The 15,002-nt window shown below is 68.6% G+C and carries 14 protein-coding genes; 10 read left to right on the top strand and 4 right to left on the bottom strand.

The window, feature by feature from the left end; translation table 11 throughout:
• Positions 1–136: 136 nt before the first annotated feature.
• Genes N5C18_RS22170 through N5C18_RS22155 form a run of 4 tightly spaced genes read left to right on the top strand, consistent with a single transcriptional unit; the run spans position 137 to position 3,991 of the window.
• A complete protein-coding gene (locus tag N5C18_RS22170) occupies positions 137–2,146 on the top strand; it encodes a FimV/HubP family polar landmark protein (protein ID WP_279945614.1) in 2,010 nt (669 codons plus the stop codon).
• Positions 2,147–2,172: 26 nt separating this feature from the next.
• Positions 2,173–2,535, top strand: a complete 363-nt coding sequence (locus N5C18_RS22165) for a VOC family protein (RefSeq protein ID WP_053450400.1) — start codon at positions 2,173–2,175, stop codon at positions 2,533–2,535.
• A gap of 32 nt (positions 2,536–2,567) precedes the next feature.
• Positions 2,568–3,338, top strand: coding sequence for a tRNA pseudouridine(38-40) synthase TruA (gene truA / locus N5C18_RS22160; protein WP_053450399.1), 771 nt, complete (start codon positions 2,568–2,570; stop codon positions 3,336–3,338).
• A complete protein-coding gene (locus N5C18_RS22155) occupies positions 3,335–3,991 on the top strand; it encodes a phosphoribosylanthranilate isomerase (RefSeq protein WP_006458876.1) in 657 nt (218 codons plus the stop codon). The genes truA and N5C18_RS22155 overlap by 4 nt, the downstream gene beginning before the upstream one ends.
• Before the next feature lie 46 nt (positions 3,992–4,037).
• Here the strand turns inward: N5C18_RS22155 and N5C18_RS22150 are convergent, their stop codons facing one another.
• A complete protein-coding gene (locus N5C18_RS22150; RefSeq protein ID WP_164241474.1) occupies positions 4,038–4,925 on the bottom strand; it encodes a LysR family transcriptional regulator in 888 nt (295 codons plus the stop codon).
• 97 nt (positions 4,926–5,022) lie between these two features.
• Between N5C18_RS22150 and trpB the strand changes: the two genes are divergently transcribed.
• The 6 genes from trpB (at position 5,023) to N5C18_RS22120 (ending at position 10,932) form a co-directional block, all read left to right on the top strand.
• The gene (gene trpB / locus N5C18_RS22145; RefSeq protein WP_279945613.1) at positions 5,023–6,240 is read left to right on the top strand and encodes a tryptophan synthase subunit beta; all 1,218 of its coding nucleotides are present in this window, start codon (positions 5,023–5,025) and stop codon (positions 6,238–6,240) included.
• Positions 6,237–6,926: a hypothetical protein gene (locus N5C18_RS22140; RefSeq protein ID WP_053511613.1), complete on the top strand. Its 690-nt coding sequence runs from the start codon at positions 6,237–6,239 to the stop codon at positions 6,924–6,926. The genes trpB and N5C18_RS22140 overlap by 4 nt, the downstream gene beginning before the upstream one ends.
• Before the next feature lies 1 nt (position 6,927).
• Positions 6,928–7,737, top strand: coding sequence for a tryptophan synthase subunit alpha (gene trpA, locus N5C18_RS22135; protein ID WP_053511614.1), 810 nt, complete (start codon positions 6,928–6,930; stop codon positions 7,735–7,737).
• A 214-nt stretch (positions 7,738–7,951) separates the two neighbouring features.
• Positions 7,952–8,827 carry an acetyl-CoA carboxylase, carboxyltransferase subunit beta gene (accD, locus tag N5C18_RS22130; protein WP_005410473.1) on the top strand — a complete coding sequence of 292 codons (876 nt, stop codon included), beginning with the start codon at positions 7,952–7,954 and terminating at the stop codon, positions 8,825–8,827.
• Positions 8,827–10,188 carry a phosphoglucosamine mutase gene (gene glmM / locus N5C18_RS22125; RefSeq protein ID WP_053511615.1) on the top strand — a complete coding sequence of 454 codons (1,362 nt, stop codon included), beginning with the start codon at positions 8,827–8,829 and terminating at the stop codon, positions 10,186–10,188. Before accD ends, glmM begins: the two co-directional genes overlap by 1 nt.
• A 261-nt stretch (positions 10,189–10,449) precedes the next feature.
• A complete protein-coding gene (locus tag N5C18_RS22120) occupies positions 10,450–10,932 on the top strand; it encodes an RcnB family protein (RefSeq protein WP_049456111.1) in 483 nt (160 codons plus the stop codon).
• A 49-nt stretch (positions 10,933–10,981) separates the two neighbouring features.
• Here the strand turns inward: N5C18_RS22120 and N5C18_RS22115 are convergent, their stop codons facing one another.
• From N5C18_RS22115 to N5C18_RS22105, 3 genes are read right to left on the bottom strand one after another with little or no spacing between them, the layout of a single operon-like run.
• Positions 10,982–11,839: a polysaccharide deacetylase family protein gene (locus N5C18_RS22115; protein WP_279945612.1), complete on the bottom strand. Its 858-nt coding sequence runs from the start codon at positions 11,837–11,839 to the stop codon at positions 10,982–10,984.
• Positions 11,832–12,977, bottom strand: coding sequence for a glycosyltransferase family 4 protein (locus N5C18_RS22110; RefSeq protein WP_279945611.1), 1,146 nt, complete (start codon positions 12,975–12,977; stop codon positions 11,832–11,834). The genes N5C18_RS22115 and N5C18_RS22110 overlap by 8 nt, the downstream gene beginning before the upstream one ends.
• 19 nt (positions 12,978–12,996) lie before the next feature.
• Positions 12,997–14,874: a DUF3413 domain-containing protein gene (locus tag N5C18_RS22105; RefSeq protein ID WP_279945610.1), complete on the bottom strand. Its 1,878-nt coding sequence runs from the start codon at positions 14,872–14,874 to the stop codon at positions 12,997–12,999.
• Positions 14,875–15,002: the final 128 nt, after the last annotated feature.

Raw genomic sequence — 15,002 nt, 5'->3', positions numbered from 1 at the left:
TCACCGGTAGTGCCGGCCGCTGGCCGGCATTGCCGTGATCCATGGGTTGAAGCGATTGCCGGCCAGCGGCCGGCACTACCTCAAGGATCTTTGCGGTGGGTGCGGACCTTGGTCCGCACGCTTTATAGTGTCGCCCATGAATAAACGGGCCAGGGGCGCAACGCGCCCGCTCAGCTATCTTTCCGCCGCGCTGCTGGCCCTGGCCAGCAGTTCGGCGCTCGCCCTGGGGTTGGGCGACATCCGTGTCCTGTCCAAGCCGGGCCAGCCCTTGCTGGCCGAGATCCCGGTAGTCTCGGCCGACCCGTCCGAGCTGGAAAACCTGCGTGTGGCGCTGGCTTCGCCGGTCACCTTCGAGCGCGTCGGCCTGCAACGGCCGACCGGCCTGGTCAGCGAACTGCAGTTCGAACTGACCCGCAACGCGCAGGGCAGGGCGGTGGTGCGGGTGACCTCGCAGGCGCCGGTCGAGACGCCGTCGCTGAGCTTCCTGATCGAGGCCGACTGGGGCCAGGGCCGGCTGGTCCGCGAATACTCGGCGCTGGTCGATGCGCCGTCCAGCGCACTGGCCGTGGCCGAGCCGGAGATCGTCGCACCGGCTGGCACCCTGTCCAATACCATTGCCCGCGAGCCGGCAGCGGCACCTGTGGCAGAGGCGCCGGGCACGCCACCGTCCGCGCCGGCGCCCACGCCGGCACCCGCACCAGCACGGTCGCGTGCGGTGCCTCCACCGGTTGCGGCCATACCTGCCGATGGCAGCGTCACCGTGCAGCGCGGCCAGACCTTGTCGCAGATTGCCAGCGCGGTGGCGCGTGGCAACCAGGTCAGTCGTGATCGCGCGATGATCGCCCTGCTGCGCGCCAATCCCGAAGCCTTCATCCGTGGCAACGTGAACCTGCTCAAGCAGGGCGCAGTGCTGCGCATGCCAGGCAGCGATGCGCTGGCGGCGGTCGATGCTGCCGAAGCGGCTGCGCTGGTGCGCGAACACGCGGCGCAATGGCGCCAGGCACGCACCGTGCCGCAGCCGGCGGGTACCGTCGCAGCAGTGGCCAAGGCACAAACCACGAACGCAGCGTCCCCGTCGGGGGCCAGCGGCGCGCGGCTTGAAATCGCTCCGGCGCTGGCGTCCGACGCCGCGAAAGCGGGCACAACCACCGGCACCGCTGCCGGCAGCGAGGGTGACATGATGGGCAACGAGCAACTGCGCCAGGCGCGTGAGGACATCGCTACCCGCGATGCCGAGATCGGCGAGCTGAAGCAGCGCGTGGCCGACCTGGAGAAGCTGAAGGAACAGCAGCAGTCGCTGATCGCGATGAAGGACAACGACCTGGCTGCCGCGCAGCAACGCCTGGCCCAGGCGCCAGGCAGCCGCGACGCGGCAACACCGTGGTACTGGCTGGGCCTGCCCGTGCTGCTGCTCGCCGCGGCGGCAGCTTGGCTGCTGCGCCGGCGCAAGCCGTCACCGTTGCCGCCGCTGCGCGAAGAAGGCGATGCGGCTGGCCTGGCCGCGGCGGTGCCGGCGGGTGCGGCGCTGGATACGCTGGCCGAGCAGTCCTCGTGGTCGTCGGTGGTGTCCGACAGTGGCCGCCAGGAGCCCGCGATGCCGGCCTGGGCGACCGCAACCGAGGTGCAGGATGACGTGGCTGCCGAACCGATCGCCGACGTCGCCGCCCAGGCTGACTGGCAGGCGCAGACGCTGCGCGATGACGAAGTGGGGGAGCTGCCCGAGGCCGTGACCGATCTGCCGCGCTGGGACGAGCCGGTGCCCACGCAGGACGCCCCCGTGCCGGATGAGCCGGTCGCGCAGGCGGTCGCTGACGAGATCGCGGTGCCGGACTATGCGCTGCACGCCGAACAGCAGCCGCAGTTCCGCGGCGTGTTCGACCTGCCGGCCGAGCACCATGACAACGGTGATTCCAGCGGTGCGCCACACGACGCGATGGCCACGGCCGCGCACGAAGAACACACCGCGGCACCGGCCGGTGATGCCGGCTGGGCACCGCGTGCCGGCCAGGAGCGGCTGGAGCTGGCCATTGCCTATCTGGACCTGGGCGACGCGCAGACCGCGCGTACCCTGCTGCAGGAAGTCGCCGAGGGCGGCGATCTGCACAGCCAGGCGCAGGCGCGCGAGCTGTTGGCGCGCCTGCCGTGACCGAACCCGCTGACAAGGACCGTGCCATGAGCCGCGAGCGCCGCATCGATTACGTTGAATTCGCCTCCGCTGATCCGGCGGCCAGCCGCGCCTTCTTCGAGAAGGTGTTCGGCTGGTCGTTCGTCGACTATGGCGGCGACTACACCGCCTTCGACGATGGCCGCCTGCAGGGCGGCTTCTTCCGTGGCCAGCCGCAGCGCGCCAGCGATACCGGCGCACCGCTGCTGGTGCTGTATGCCGACCGCCTGGCGCCGATCGAGGCAGCGGTGCGTGACGCCGGCGGCGAGATCGTGCGCCCGGTGTTTTCCTTCCCCGGGGGCAGCCGCTTCCAGTTCGTCGAGCCCGGTGGCAACGAACTGGCGGTGTGGTCCGAACGCGACCCGGCCTGAGCGCCGCCCCACACGCAGCATCGAGGTAGCACATGCGTTACGCGCTTGGCGTCGAGTACGACGGCAGCGATTTCAGGGGCTGGCAGAACCTGGGCGAAGGTGGCCCCAGCGTGCAGGCCAGCCTTGAACTGGCCCTGTCGTCGGTCGCCGATGCGCCGTTGCAGGTGGTCTGCGCCGGCCGCACCGATGCTGGGGTGCACGGCCAGTGCCAGGTCGTGCATTTCGACACCGAGGTGGTGCGCGATCCGCGCGCCTGGATGCTCGGCACCACCACCCGCCTGCCGCGCTCGATCGCGGTGCGCTGGTGCGTGCCGGTGGCCGATGATTTCCACGCCCGTTTTTCCGCGCGCGCGCGCCGCTACCGCTATCGGCTGCTCAACCGCGAAGTGCGGCCGGCGCTGGGCCGGCAGACCCTGAGCTGGGAGCGGCGGGCGCTGGACGAGACCCTGATGCATGCCGCCGGCCAGGCCCTGCTTGGCGAGAACGACTTCAGTGCGTTCCGATCGGTGCAGTGCCAGGCGTTGCATGCGCGGCGTGAACTGCAGTCGCTGCAGGTCAGCCGCCAGGGCGAGGTGATTGAAGTGGCCGTGCAGGGCAATGCATTCCTTCATCACATGGTCCGCAATATCGTCGGTTCGTTGATCCTGGTGGGCAGCGGCGAAAAACCGGTGGAATGGATCGCCGAACTGCTGGCCGGGCGCGATCGCACCGTAGCCGGTCCCACCGCACCGCCGCAGGGCCTGGTGTTCCTTGGGCCCCTGTACCCCGACAACTGGCATCTGCCCGCCGAGGTCACGCTATGAGCCGCTCCTACTACCGCACACGCATCAAGTTCTGTGGCATGACCCGCGCCGGCGACGTCCGCCTGGCCGGTGAGCTGGGCGTGGACGCAGTGGGTTTCATCTTTGCCCGCGAGAGCAGCCGTCGGGTTGCTCCGGCCGAGGCGCGCGCGATGCGCCAGGCGATCGCGCCGATGGTCGACGTGGTGGCGCTGTTCCGCAACAACAGCAAGGAAGAGGTGCGCGAGGTGCTGCGCACGGTGCGGCCGACCCTGCTGCAGTTCCATGGAGAGGAAGACGAGAGCTTCTGCCGCAGTTTCAACATGCCGTACCTGAAGGCGATCGCCATGGGCGGGCGCGAAGAGGTCAACGCCCGTACCCTGCAGCTGCGCTACCCCAGCGCGGCGGGATTCCTGTTCGACAGCCACGCGCCCGGCGGCGGTGGCGGCACGGGTGTCGCCTTCGACTGGGGGCGCATCCCGACCGGCCTGCACCGCCCGTTCCTGCTGGCCGGCGGCCTGAACCCGGACAACGTCTACGATGCTGTGCTGGCCACGTTGCCGTGGGGCGTGGATGTCTCCAGCGGCATCGAACTGGAGCCGGGCATCAAGGATGGCTACAAGATGCGCACCTTCGTCGAGGAAGTGCGCCGTGCGGACTGCACAGTCCTGGAGTAACCGGAAACACTGCCTGCACCAGGTAACGCAGCTGGGCTGATCCCTGTCAGCCCAGCTGAGAACTGACCCATTCCGCCAGCGCACCCACCCGCGCATCGGCCGGGCCATCCGGCCATGCCAGCACCCAGAAGCCGCCGGTGGCGGTAAACCCCCACGGCGCGATCAACCGCCCCGCCGCCAGGTCCTCGGCCACCAGTGGCTCCGGTGCGATTGCCGGGCCCAGCCCTGCCACCGCTGCCTCCAGCAGGTAATACAGATGCTCGAAGGCGGTGCCCAGCTGCAGCTTCGAGGTGTCCAGATCATGTGCCCGCGCCCAGGCCGGCCATGCCTGCGGTCGTGAGCTGGTGTGCAGCAAGGTTTCCTGCAGCAGTGCCGAGGGTGGAACATGCCGCAGGCGTTGCGCCGCGGGGTGGGAGGGGGCCACCACCACGCCGACCCGTTCCGGCGCCAGTTCGCGTACCTGCCAGCCGCGTGGCCAAGGCCCTTGCGCCAGCAGCAGGACCGCATCCAGCGCCGCCTGCGCCTCGGTGAAGCTGCCATCCAGCGCCGACCACTGCAGGCGCACGCCGGGCAGGGCGGCCTGCAGCGCAGGCAGGCGCGGGATCATCCAGCGCGCCAGCACGCTGCCACTGCAGCCCAATACCAGAGCAGGAGATGCCGTTGGCCGCCGCAGTTCACGCACGCAGTCTTCAATGCCGGTGAACGCCTCGCTGCATGCCACCTGCAGGCGGCTGCCTGCGGCGGTCAGGCGCAGGCCGCGACCGGCACGCTGGAACAAGGCCATGCCCAGATGATCCTCCAGCAGCTTCAGCTGCCGGCTGACCGCACCGTGGGTGACATGCAGGTCCTGCGCGGCGCGGCCGACCCCGCCCAGGCGGGCGGTGGCCTCGAACGCGCGCAGCGCATTGAGCGGCGGAAGCGATGAGCTGCTCATGTGAGATTTCCTGACGGTATGCGCCAGATAATATCCATTTTCCGGTCATGACCCGTGCGCTAGAGTATCCACCTGTCTTGAACCACCGGTCGTATCCATGTCTGCCTCCCCCATTGCCGACTATCACGCCTTCCCGGATGCCCAGGGCCACTTCGGCCGCTATGGCGGCAGCTTCGTCGCCGAAACCCTGGTCGGCCCGCTGCAGGAACTGGCCCAGGCCTATGACCAGGCCCGCCAGGACCCGGCATTCCAGGCCGCCTACGACCGCGACCTGGCCCATTACGTGGGTCGGCCGAGCCCGATCTACCACGCCCAGCGCCTGAGCGACCATGTCGGTGGCGCGCAGATCCTGCTCAAGCGCGAGGACCTGAACCACACCGGCGCGCACAAGATCAACAACACCATCGGCCAGGCCCTGCTGGCCGCGCGGATGGGCAAGAAGCGCATCATCGCCGAGACCGGCGCCGGCCAGCATGGCGTGGCCAGCGCCACGGTGGCCGCACGGCTGGGCCTGGAATGCGTGGTGTACATGGGCGCCACCGACATCGAGCGGCAGAAGATCAACGTCTACCGGATGAAGCTGCTCGGCGCGACGGTGGTGCCGGTCACCTCCGGCTCGGCCACCCTGAAGGATGCGCTCAACGAAGCGATGCGCGACTGGGTGACCAACGTGCAGGACACCTTCTACATCATCGGTACCGTCGCCGGTCCGGACCCGTACCCGCGCATGGTGCGCGATTTCAACGCCATCGTCGGGCGCGAGGCACGCGAACAGATGCTGGCCGAGTACGGCCGCCTGCCCGATGCGATCACCGCCTGCGTCGGCGGCGGCAGCAATGCCATCGGCCTGTTCCATGCCTTCCTCAACGACCGACAGGTCGAGATCGTCGGCGCCGAAGCGGCAGGTGATGGCATCGGCACCGGTCGCCATGCGGCGTCGATCGCCGCCGGTCGCCCGGGCGTGCTGCATGGCAACCGCACCTACGTGCTGTGCGACGACGACGGCCAGATCATCGAAACCCATTCGGTCTCGGCCGGCCTGGACTATCCGGGCGTCGGCCCGGAGCATGCGTTCCTGGCCGATACCGGCCGCGCGCGCTACCTCGGCATCACCGATGAAGAGGCCCTGCAGGCGTTCCATCTGCTGGCGCACACCGAGGGCATCCTGCCCGCAATGGAATCCAGCCACGCGCTGGCGCAGGCGATCAAGCTGGCGCGCGAGCGTCCGCGCGACCAGATCGTGCTGTGCAACCTGTCCGGCCGCGGCGACAAGGACGTGCATACCATCGCCGCGCGCGAAGGCCTGGTGCTGTGAATTGCATGCTGCGCCACGGCGGGGCGTGGGTGCTGGCGGTCGGCCTGGGTGGTTGCGCGCCGCCCGATCCGCCGGTGCTGGCGCCGGCGCCGGCGTCCCCGGCGGCGATCGCCCCGGCACGCCAGATTGCCAGCAACGACGATGCTGCAGCACATCGTCCGATCGAAGACGCACCGTTGCCAGGCGCAGACGATGCCGCCGATGACGACAGTGCTCCGGCGGTGGTTTCGGTGGCCCTGGACCATGCCGGCGAGGTGCTGATCGGCCAGCCTTTCAGTGAACTGCAGAGCGAGGGGCAGTGGCACTCGGCCGGGCTGAGCGAGGCGACCTCCGGGCGCTGCGAGTATTACGAGCGCGGCACGCTGCCTGAAGGCGTGGCGATGATGGTGCAGGACGGTGACGTGGTGCGTTTCGACCTGGCGCCCATCGACGATTCGGGCCAGGTGGTGGTTCAGCCGGGGCCGTTCGGCCTGCACCTGGACATGCCGCGCGCGCAGGCCCTGCAGCTGCTGCCCAAGGGCGTCTCCGCCCAGCCTTATGGCAAGGATGTGGAGGCCGGCGAGACTCTGCTGTGGCAGGACCCCGGTTCCGACCTGGCGATCCGCGTGGAGATCGTCGACGGCACCGTATCCCGAATGTACTGGGGCGCCAGCGGCGCCGTTGACCTGATCGAAGGATGTACCTGACATGTCCGTATCCCGACTTGATGCCTGTTTCCAGCGCCTGCGCGAGCAGCAGCGCAAGGCGTTGATCCCCTTCATCACTGCCGGCGATCCCTCGCTGGAGGCTACCGTGCCGGTCATGCACGCACTGGTCGAGGCCGGCGCCGATGTGATCGAACTGGGCGTTCCGTTCTCCGATCCGATGGCGGACGGACCCACCATCCAGCGCAGCTCCGAGCGCGCGCTGGCGCGCGGTGCCGGCAGCCGTTACGTGCTGCAGGCCGTGGCGCAGTTCCGGGAGCGTGATGCGCAGACCCCGGTGGTGCTGATGGGCTACCTGAATCCGGTCGAGATCCATGGCTACGCAGCGTTCGCCGACGCCGCGGTGAAGGCCGGCGTGGACGGTGTGCTGCTGGTCGATCTGCCGCCTGAAGAAGCCGGTGATGCACAGCAGGCGTTCGAGGCCGCTGGCCTGGCGCTGGTCCTGCTGGCGTCGCCGACCACCAGTGAAGCGCGTGCCGACAAGCTGCTGGCCCTGGCGCGTGGCTACCTGTACTACGTCAGCTTTGCCGGTGTCACCGGTGCGTCCGAGCGGCTGGACAGCGATGCTGCCAGCGCCCGCCTGCAGGCACTGCGCGAGCGTGCCTCGGTGCCGGTCGTGGCGGGCTTCGGCATCAAGGACGCCGCCAGTGCCGCGGCAATGGCGCGGCAGGCCGACGGCGTGGTGGTAGGCAGCGCACTGGTGGCGGTGCTGGCAGAGGCGGGCTCGGCGGAAGACGCCGCGCAGCGCGCCGCAGCCTTCCTCGCACCGTTGCGGCAGGCGCTGGACGCGTGACGGTCGTGCCGGCCACGGGCCGGCATCCTCCGCACCCGCCTGCGTGCAGGGGCTGCCGGCCGGCGGCGGGCGCGCCCCGGACCTAAACGTACGTCCCAGCATGGTTTTTTCCAGCTGGCCCGGGCACCGCAAGGGGTGCACGGGCGGGGGCAGCGGAGCTAGACTGTCCGCCTTTGCGGCCCCCGGGCCGCCCTGAACGGAAGTGTCCTCCCGCATGAGTTGGCTCAGCAAGTTGATGCCGTCCGGCATCCGCACCGACAACACCCCCAGCAAGAAGCGCAGCGTCCCCGAGGGCCTGTGGGAAAAGTGCAGCAACTGCGGCAGCGCGTTGTACCGTCCTGAGCTGGAAGAGAACCTGGAGGTCTGCCCGAAGTGCGGCCATCACATGGCGATCCGTGCGCGCGCGCGGCTGGCGGCGCTGTTCGACGCCGACAGCACCACCGAGATCGGTGCGCGCCTGGGGCCGACCGACCTGCTCAAGTTCAAGGACCAGAAGAAATACAGCGAGCGCATCAAGATCGCGCAGAAGAACACCGGCGAGTACGACGCGCTGATCGCCATGCGCGGCCTGCTCAAGGGGCGTGCGCTGGTGGCTTCGTCGTTCGACTTCGCCTTCATGGGCGGCTCGATGGGCTCGGTGGTCGGTGAGCGCTTCGCGCTGGCTGCCGAAACCGCAGTCGAGATCGGCGCCCCTTACGTATGCTTCTCGCAGAGCGGCGGCGCACGCATGCAGGAAGGCCTGTTCTCGCTGATGCAGATGGCCAAGACCTCGGCCGCGCTGGGCAAGCTGCGCGAAGCCGGCCTGCCGTACATCTCGGTACTGACCCATCCGACCACCGGTGGCGTGTCGGCGTCGTTCGCGATGCTGGGCGACATCAACATCGCCGAGCCGCAGGCGCTGATCGGCTTTGCCGGCCCGCGCGTAATCGAGCAGACCGTGCGTGAGAAGCTTCCGGAAGGTTTCCAGCGCTCGGAGTTCCTGCTGGAGCACGGTGCCATTGACCAGATCTGCGACCGCCGCGAAATGCGCGACCGCCTGTCCGACCTGCTGGCGATGCTGGGCCGTCAGCCGGCGCCGGAGGTGGCTTGATGGGAAGCCGCAGGTACTTCGGTACTGACGGCATCCGTGGGCGGGTCGGCCAAGGGGTGATCTCGGCGGACTTCGTGCTGCGCCTGGGCAATGCCCTGGGGCGCGTGCTGGTCGCCCAGCGCGGCCAGGACGGGCGCCGGCCGATCGTGCTGATCGGCAAGGACACCCGCATTTCCGGCTACATGTTCGAAGCGGCACTGGAAGCCGGGCTGGTCGCCGCCGGCGCCGACGTGCAGCTGCTCGGCCCGATGCCGACTCCGGCGGTCGCGTTCCTGACGCGTACCCTGGGCGTGGACGCCGGCATCGTCATCAGTGCTTCGCACAATCCGCACTACGACAACGGCATCAAGTTCTTCTCCGCCCAGGGCGAGAAGCTCGACGACGCCACCGAGCTGGCGCTGGAAGCAGCGCTGGATGTTCCGTTCGCCACTGCCGAATCGGAAAAGCTGGGCAAGGCGTCGCGCGCACGCGAGGCGGTCGGCCGCTACATCGAATTCTGCAAGGCCAGCGTGCCGCGCGCCTTCGACCTGCGCGGGCTGCGCCTGGTGCTGGATTGCGCGCACGGCGCCACCTACCAGATCGCACCGCTGTTGTTCCGTGAGCTGGGGGCCGAGGTGATCGGCATCGGCGCCGAACCCAATGGCATCAACATCAACGCCGGGGTCGGTTCCACCCATATCGACAACCTGGCGGCCAAGGTCCGCGAGACCCGCGCCGATCTCGGCATCGCCTTTGATGGTGACGGTGACCGCGTGCTGATGGCCGACGACCAGGGCAATCCGGTTGACGGCGATGACCTGCTGTACATCCTGGCGCGCGCGTGGAAGGCCGAAGGTCGCCTGCATGGCCCGGTGGTCGGTACGCTGATGAGCAACTACGGCGTTGAGAAAGCCTTCGCCGACCTGCAGATTCCGTTCGTGCGCAGCAACGTCGGTGACCGCTACGTGCACCAGGCGCTGATCGAAGGCGGTGGCGTGCTGGGTGGTGAAGCCTCCGGCCACCTGCTGTGCCTGGACCGGGCAACCACTGGCGATGGCATCATCAGCGCCCTGCAGGTACTGGTGGCGCTGCGCAGCAGCGGGCAGACCCTGCGCCAGGCGCTGAAGGGGCTGGTGCGGGTACCGCAGAAGACGGTCAACGTGCGGCTGGGCAATGTCTCGGCCAAGGCCACGGTGCAGGCCGACCGCGTGCAGGCCGCGCTGGCCGTCGCGCAGCAGTCGGTGGCTGGTCGTGGCCGTGCGTTCCTGCGCCCGTCCGGTACCGAGCCGGTGGTACGGGTCACGGTGGAAGCCGATGACGCAGCACTGATGCAGGAAACGCTGGACCGCCTGTCCGCGGCGGTCCGTGAAGCCGCTGCCTGAAGCCGGCGACCGTACAACGTGATGCCACGACATGGCCGCTTTTGCGGCCATGTTGTTTTCCAGCGAGGGTGACTGAACCGATCACGACCGGCGACCACATTCAGCTGCGGCTGTGCGCTTTGTGACATCGCGTGAACGATACGCGGCGTATTCCCGGGATCAGGATCTCGTGCCTGCATGCAGGCAGGCGCTACGCAGGCCGGGACCCGGTCGGAGCCGTTCGTGCTCCATCCTTTCACTGTTGTTGCAAGGACCATGACCATGAACACTTCATTGCGCTGCAGCCGCTGCCTGCTGGCAGGTGCGCTGCTGGTGCTGCCGTTGCTGGGTGGCGTCTCCATTGCCAGCGCCGAACGTCGCCCCGAAGGTGGGCCGCATATGTCCGCTCCGCGCGAGGAGCCGATGCGCGCGCCGTGGGGCTACCCAAGGATGGAGCGCCCGCGCGAGCTGGGTAATGCACGGCCGGCATTCCGCGAGGAGTACCGGCACAACTTCCGCGCCGACCATGCGTTCCGCATCGGGCCCTACCATCCGCCGGTGGGCTATGCGTACCAGCGCTGGCACTACGGCCAGTTCCTGCCGCGTCCGTACTGGATCGGCGACTACATCCTCAACGACTTCTGGCTGTTCGGCCTGGACATGCCGCCGATGGGCTACGAATGGGTGCGCTACGGGCCGGATGCGCTGCTGATCAACACCGGCAACGGCGAGATCGTGCAAGCCGTGTACGGGCGCTTCTTCTGAGACCGACATGGGCCTCCCGCGCCGCAGCGGGCGGGGGAGGCCCTTGCGCTCAGGGCCCCGGCACCATCTTCTTCTGGCGCGCCTTGAAGCCATTGAACAGCGGTGCGATCAGCGGGTTGTAGCTCTGCGCGATGCGCTTGCGCAGCCAGCTGGCGGGGCGGTTGCGGATCGCAAACCGGTAGATGCGTTCCGGATCGCCGCCCACCACGTTGCGGCCGAACGGATGGGTGGTGTGCAGGTAACGGAAACCCTGCTCGCGTGCCACTTCAATGTGGTCCTGGTCGAAATCGCCGTAGGGCCAGCACAGCGTGTCGGACACTTCGCCCAGCTTTTCCTGCAGCACGTCGCGCGAGATCGCCAGGTCGTGGCTCAGGCCGGCGCGGCGCTGCGCACGGTCCAGGTCGTCGCGACGCAGCCAACGGGTGTGGGTGTGGGTGTGGCAGTGCACTTCGAAGGTGCCGGCGGCGATGGCTGCACGCGCTTCGCTCCAGCGCATCATCACATCATCGCTGCGGTTCTGTTCGTAGATCGCCACTTCGCAGCCGCGGTGGTCCGGGGTGGCGGGCAGCGACGCTCCGGCGATGCCGGCGTGCGGCCGCTCCGGGCCTTCGCCCATCCAGCCGGTGACCACGAACACCACGGCGTGCATGCCGTACTTCTGCAGGATCGGGTGTGCGTAGACCCAGTTGTCCAGGTAGCCATCGTCGAAGGTGATCACGATCGACTTGCGTGGCACCGGCCTGCCGGCCAGGAAGCCGGCGTACTGGTCCAGCGTCAGCGAGGTCCAGCCGTTGCCGGCCAGCCAGGCGATCTGGCTTTCGAAATTCTCCGGTGACACGGTGATCATGCCCGGCGATGGACTCACGTGGTGGTGCATCAGCACCGGAACAGTTCGCGCGTCAGCCATGTCCCAGCTCCTTCAGCCACTGGTGGTAATAGTGTTCGGTGGCCTCGCCATGGCCAGCCGGGGTGAAGCGGTGCGCGCCGTGCATCCAGTCCCAGCCGGCGCGACCCATCTGCCGTCGCCGTTCGGGATCGTCCACCAGCAGGCGCAGGGCGCCGGTCAGGGCTGCATTGTCGCCCAGCCGGGTGAGGATCGCATTGCTGCCGTCGACCACCATCTCCGGTACGCCACCGACGCGGGTGGCCACGACCGGCACGCCGACATAGGCCGCTTCCAGGAACACGGTACCGGCGGCCTCCTTGTGCGAGGCCAGCGCGAAGATGTCGAAACCGGCCATCAGCCGGCAGGCACCATCGCGGTAGCCGAGCAGATGCACCTGCGCCTGCAGCCCATGCGCGTCGCGCATCGCCTGCAGTCGATCCATCACCACCTGGCCGTCGCCCACCACCACCAGATGCAGGTGGGGGTTGGTCTTGCACAGTGGCACCATCGCCTGCAGCAGATCGGCATGGCCCTTGGCCTCGCGGAGTACCGCCACGCACCCCACCACCACGTCCTGTTCGCCGAAGCCCAGTTCGGCGCGGACTTCGGCGCGGACTTCCTGCAGTCGCTGCCACGGGTTGTCCAGGTGGATGTCGCTCCAGCGCGGCGGAACCGCGATCGGCGGCACGATGCCGATGTGCTCGGCTGGAATGCCGCGGTCGGCCAGCAACTGCTTGACGAAGCTGCTCACGGTCAGCACCCGGTGCGGGAGCCGGGTATAGGTCAGCAGTGAATTGACCGGGCTCATCAGGTGGCGCGAGCGCACCACCAGTGGAGTTCCTCCCAGTCGTGCACCGGCGGCGGCAATCAGCGCATCGCGGCGGCTGGTCGTGTTGACCACGTCGTAACGTTCGCGGCGCACCAGCCGCGACACCGACCAGATGCCGCGCAGCAGCCGGGCCAGGCCGCCCATGCGCAGGGTGTGCACGGTGAAGCCATCATCGCGTGCCAGGGTGGCCAGGCGAGCATCGGGCTGGCACAACAGCGATACGTCATGGCCGCGCGCCCGCATCACCTGCATGTGGCGGAAGATGTAGATCTCCTGCCCGCCCATGCCTTTGGCGGCTTCGGTGTGCAGGATGCGCAGCGGACGGTTCATGCGGTTCGGTCCTTGAGGCTCAGCGGTTGCGGAAGCGGGTCAGCGCTTCCCATGCAGTGCGGACAGCGGCCGCATCGGGGGTCTGCTGTGGCAGCGGGCGGTAATGCAGGTCCAGCGCGGTTGCGTTGCCGAACTTGTCGAACACGTAGATGGCATCGCCATCGCGCACCGCGCGCTGCGACCAGCTTTCGACCACCAGCGCGCGCCTGCCCTGCGGTTCGGCCAGCAGGTCGTGGCCGGTGCTGTAGTCGGTCAATGCGTTCTCGCAGCCCAGTGCATGGCGCATCAGGGTCGGCACCCAGTCCTCGTGTGAACTGGTGCGCGATTCATGGCCGCTGGCCTGGCCCGGCCAATGCAGCACGAAGGGCACCTGCAACTGGTAGTCGGAGAAGTTGCCGTTGTGACCCCAGTAGTTCAGCTTGAGGTCGTTGAATTCCTCGGCGTGGTCACCGGTGACCAGCACGATGGTGTCCTGCTCCAGGCCCTGTGCGCGCAGATCGTCCAACAGCGTGCCAACCAGGCTGTCGGCGTAGTGCACGGCAGTCCGGTAGCGGTTCAACTCGGGGGTCGGGTCGTGGTCCGGGCCGAATTTCAGGAAGTCGATTTCCCGCGCCATCGGGGTGGCCAGCGGCGGATAGCCCTTGGGGATGTGGTACGGGGCATGGGTCGAATCGAGGAAGACGAAGCCGAACCACGGCGTATGCGCGGCCTGGCTGGCGCGGATGTCCTTCCGCAGCGAGGCCACGATGTGGCTGTCGCGCGCTTCCGACCCCAGCCCCGCCGGCCCCTGGTGAAGCTGCTCGCGAACGTCGGCGAAGGCGGTGCGGTCGAATTCAGGGCTGTACAGCGGCGCGCTGCCGTACAGGTGCAGGTCGTAGCCCTGCTGGCCAAGCACCTTGAACAGCTGTGAGCCTCGCTGCTCATCCAGCATGCTCGGCCAATAGCCCCCCGGAAGGCCGTACAGCAGCCCGAACAGTCCATAGCGGGTGGCGTTGCCGGTGCTGAAGTGACGCTCGTACACGCGTGCGGACTTGGCCAGTGCCGCCGTGTTCGGCATGACCTGCGGGGTGAGAGCGTCGTGGCGCAGCGATTCCAGCACCACCATGAGCACGTTGGGCCGGTGCGGGTTCTGGCAGCGCAGCGGCTGCAGCGGATAGACAAGCTGGGCATGGCGCGGATCAGGCAGGCCCACCTGCTGTTCGCTGACCACGCCCAGCCTGCGCATGAAACTCTTGGCGGTGATCGGCTGTGCCCACGGCAGGTAGTTCCACTGCGCGATCACATCGCGGTCGCCGCGGGCGTCGTAGTAGGCCGTGGCGACCTGGCCCCCCCCCATCAGCAGCGCCACCACCGCCCAGGCCTGCAGCACCCGGCGCCGGCGTGGCACGGCCGGCAGCAGTTTCCAGCACGCCCAGGCCAGCAGGCCCTCGGCGGTGAACACCGCGGCAGCCAGCAGCGCGACCTGCAGCCAGGTCTTCCAGGACAGGGCCACCTGGTCCTGCAGGGCACCGCCGAACACCATGTTCACGACCATGGCATTGAGATGGAAGCGGTACAGGGTGAAGACCTTGGCGTCGACCAGCAGCAGGCACAGCCACAAGCCCTGCAGCAGTACGGCGCTGATGCTCAGCGTACGCGCACTGCGCGGCCACAGGCCCAGCAGCAACGGCAGCAGGCCGGCCAGCGCGCCGAACGCGAGCAGGTGGCCGGGCAGGGCGATGGCCAGATAGGCCAGGCCGGCGCCGCCGCCCGGATTGTCACGCAGCGGTACATTGCCCAGCGCGATCGCGGCGGCCAGTACCGCATTGCCGGCGACGAACAGCGACCACCACGCCAGCCGGCGCCAACGCCGGGCGGAACCTTCAATGGCGGGGGTGGCAGGAGCAGCTGCGGGCATGGCGGGACAGGTTCAGGGCGCGCGGGAAAGGGGTGGGGCCCACGTGACGGACGCGTTGCTCCGCGTGCGGGTCGCGCATTGTATCGGTTTGTTTCTTCGTATCGAGTGGCGTCGCCCGGGCGATCTGT

This window comes from Stenotrophomonas sp. GD03930 (genome assembly GCF_029839665.1).
GTDB classification, from domain to species: Bacteria; Pseudomonadota; Gammaproteobacteria; order Xanthomonadales; family Xanthomonadaceae; genus Stenotrophomonas; species Stenotrophomonas forensis.
This window is presented reverse-complemented; position numbering and strand designations above follow the sequence as displayed.

Excerpts from the sequence above, each read along its gene's own strand:
- N5C18_RS22110 (WP_279945611.1), bottom strand. The coding sequence starts at position 12,977 with ATGAACCGTCCGCTGCGCATCCTGCACACCGAAGCCGCCAAAGGCATG.
- N5C18_RS22105 (WP_279945610.1), bottom strand. The coding sequence starts at position 14,874 with ATGCCCGCAGCTGCTCCTGCCACCCCCGCCATTGAAGGTTCCGCCCGG.
- N5C18_RS22170 (WP_279945614.1), top strand. The coding sequence starts at position 137 with ATGAATAAACGGGCCAGGGGCGCAACGCGCCCGCTCAGCTATCTTTCC.
- N5C18_RS22165 (WP_053450400.1), top strand. The coding sequence starts at position 2,173 with ATGAGCCGCGAGCGCCGCATCGATTACGTTGAATTCGCCTCCGCTGAT.
- accD (WP_005410473.1), top strand. The coding sequence starts at position 7,952 with ATGAGTTGGCTCAGCAAGTTGATGCCGTCCGGCATCCGCACCGACAAC.
- N5C18_RS22115 (WP_279945612.1), bottom strand. The coding sequence starts at position 11,839 with ATGGCTGACGCGCGAACTGTTCCGGTGCTGATGCACCACCACGTGAGT.
- N5C18_RS22155 (WP_006458876.1), top strand. The coding sequence starts at position 3,335 with ATGAGCCGCTCCTACTACCGCACACGCATCAAGTTCTGTGGCATGACC.
- N5C18_RS22150 (WP_164241474.1), bottom strand. The coding sequence starts at position 4,925 with ATGAGCAGCTCATCGCTTCCGCCGCTCAATGCGCTGCGCGCGTTCGAG.
- glmM (WP_053511615.1), top strand. The coding sequence starts at position 8,827 with ATGGGAAGCCGCAGGTACTTCGGTACTGACGGCATCCGTGGGCGGGTC.
- truA (WP_053450399.1), top strand. The coding sequence starts at position 2,568 with ATGCGTTACGCGCTTGGCGTCGAGTACGACGGCAGCGATTTCAGGGGC.
- N5C18_RS22120 (WP_049456111.1), top strand. The coding sequence starts at position 10,450 with ATGAACACTTCATTGCGCTGCAGCCGCTGCCTGCTGGCAGGTGCGCTG.
- trpB (WP_279945613.1), top strand. The coding sequence starts at position 5,023 with ATGTCTGCCTCCCCCATTGCCGACTATCACGCCTTCCCGGATGCCCAG.
- trpA (WP_053511614.1), top strand. The coding sequence starts at position 6,928 with ATGTCCGTATCCCGACTTGATGCCTGTTTCCAGCGCCTGCGCGAGCAG.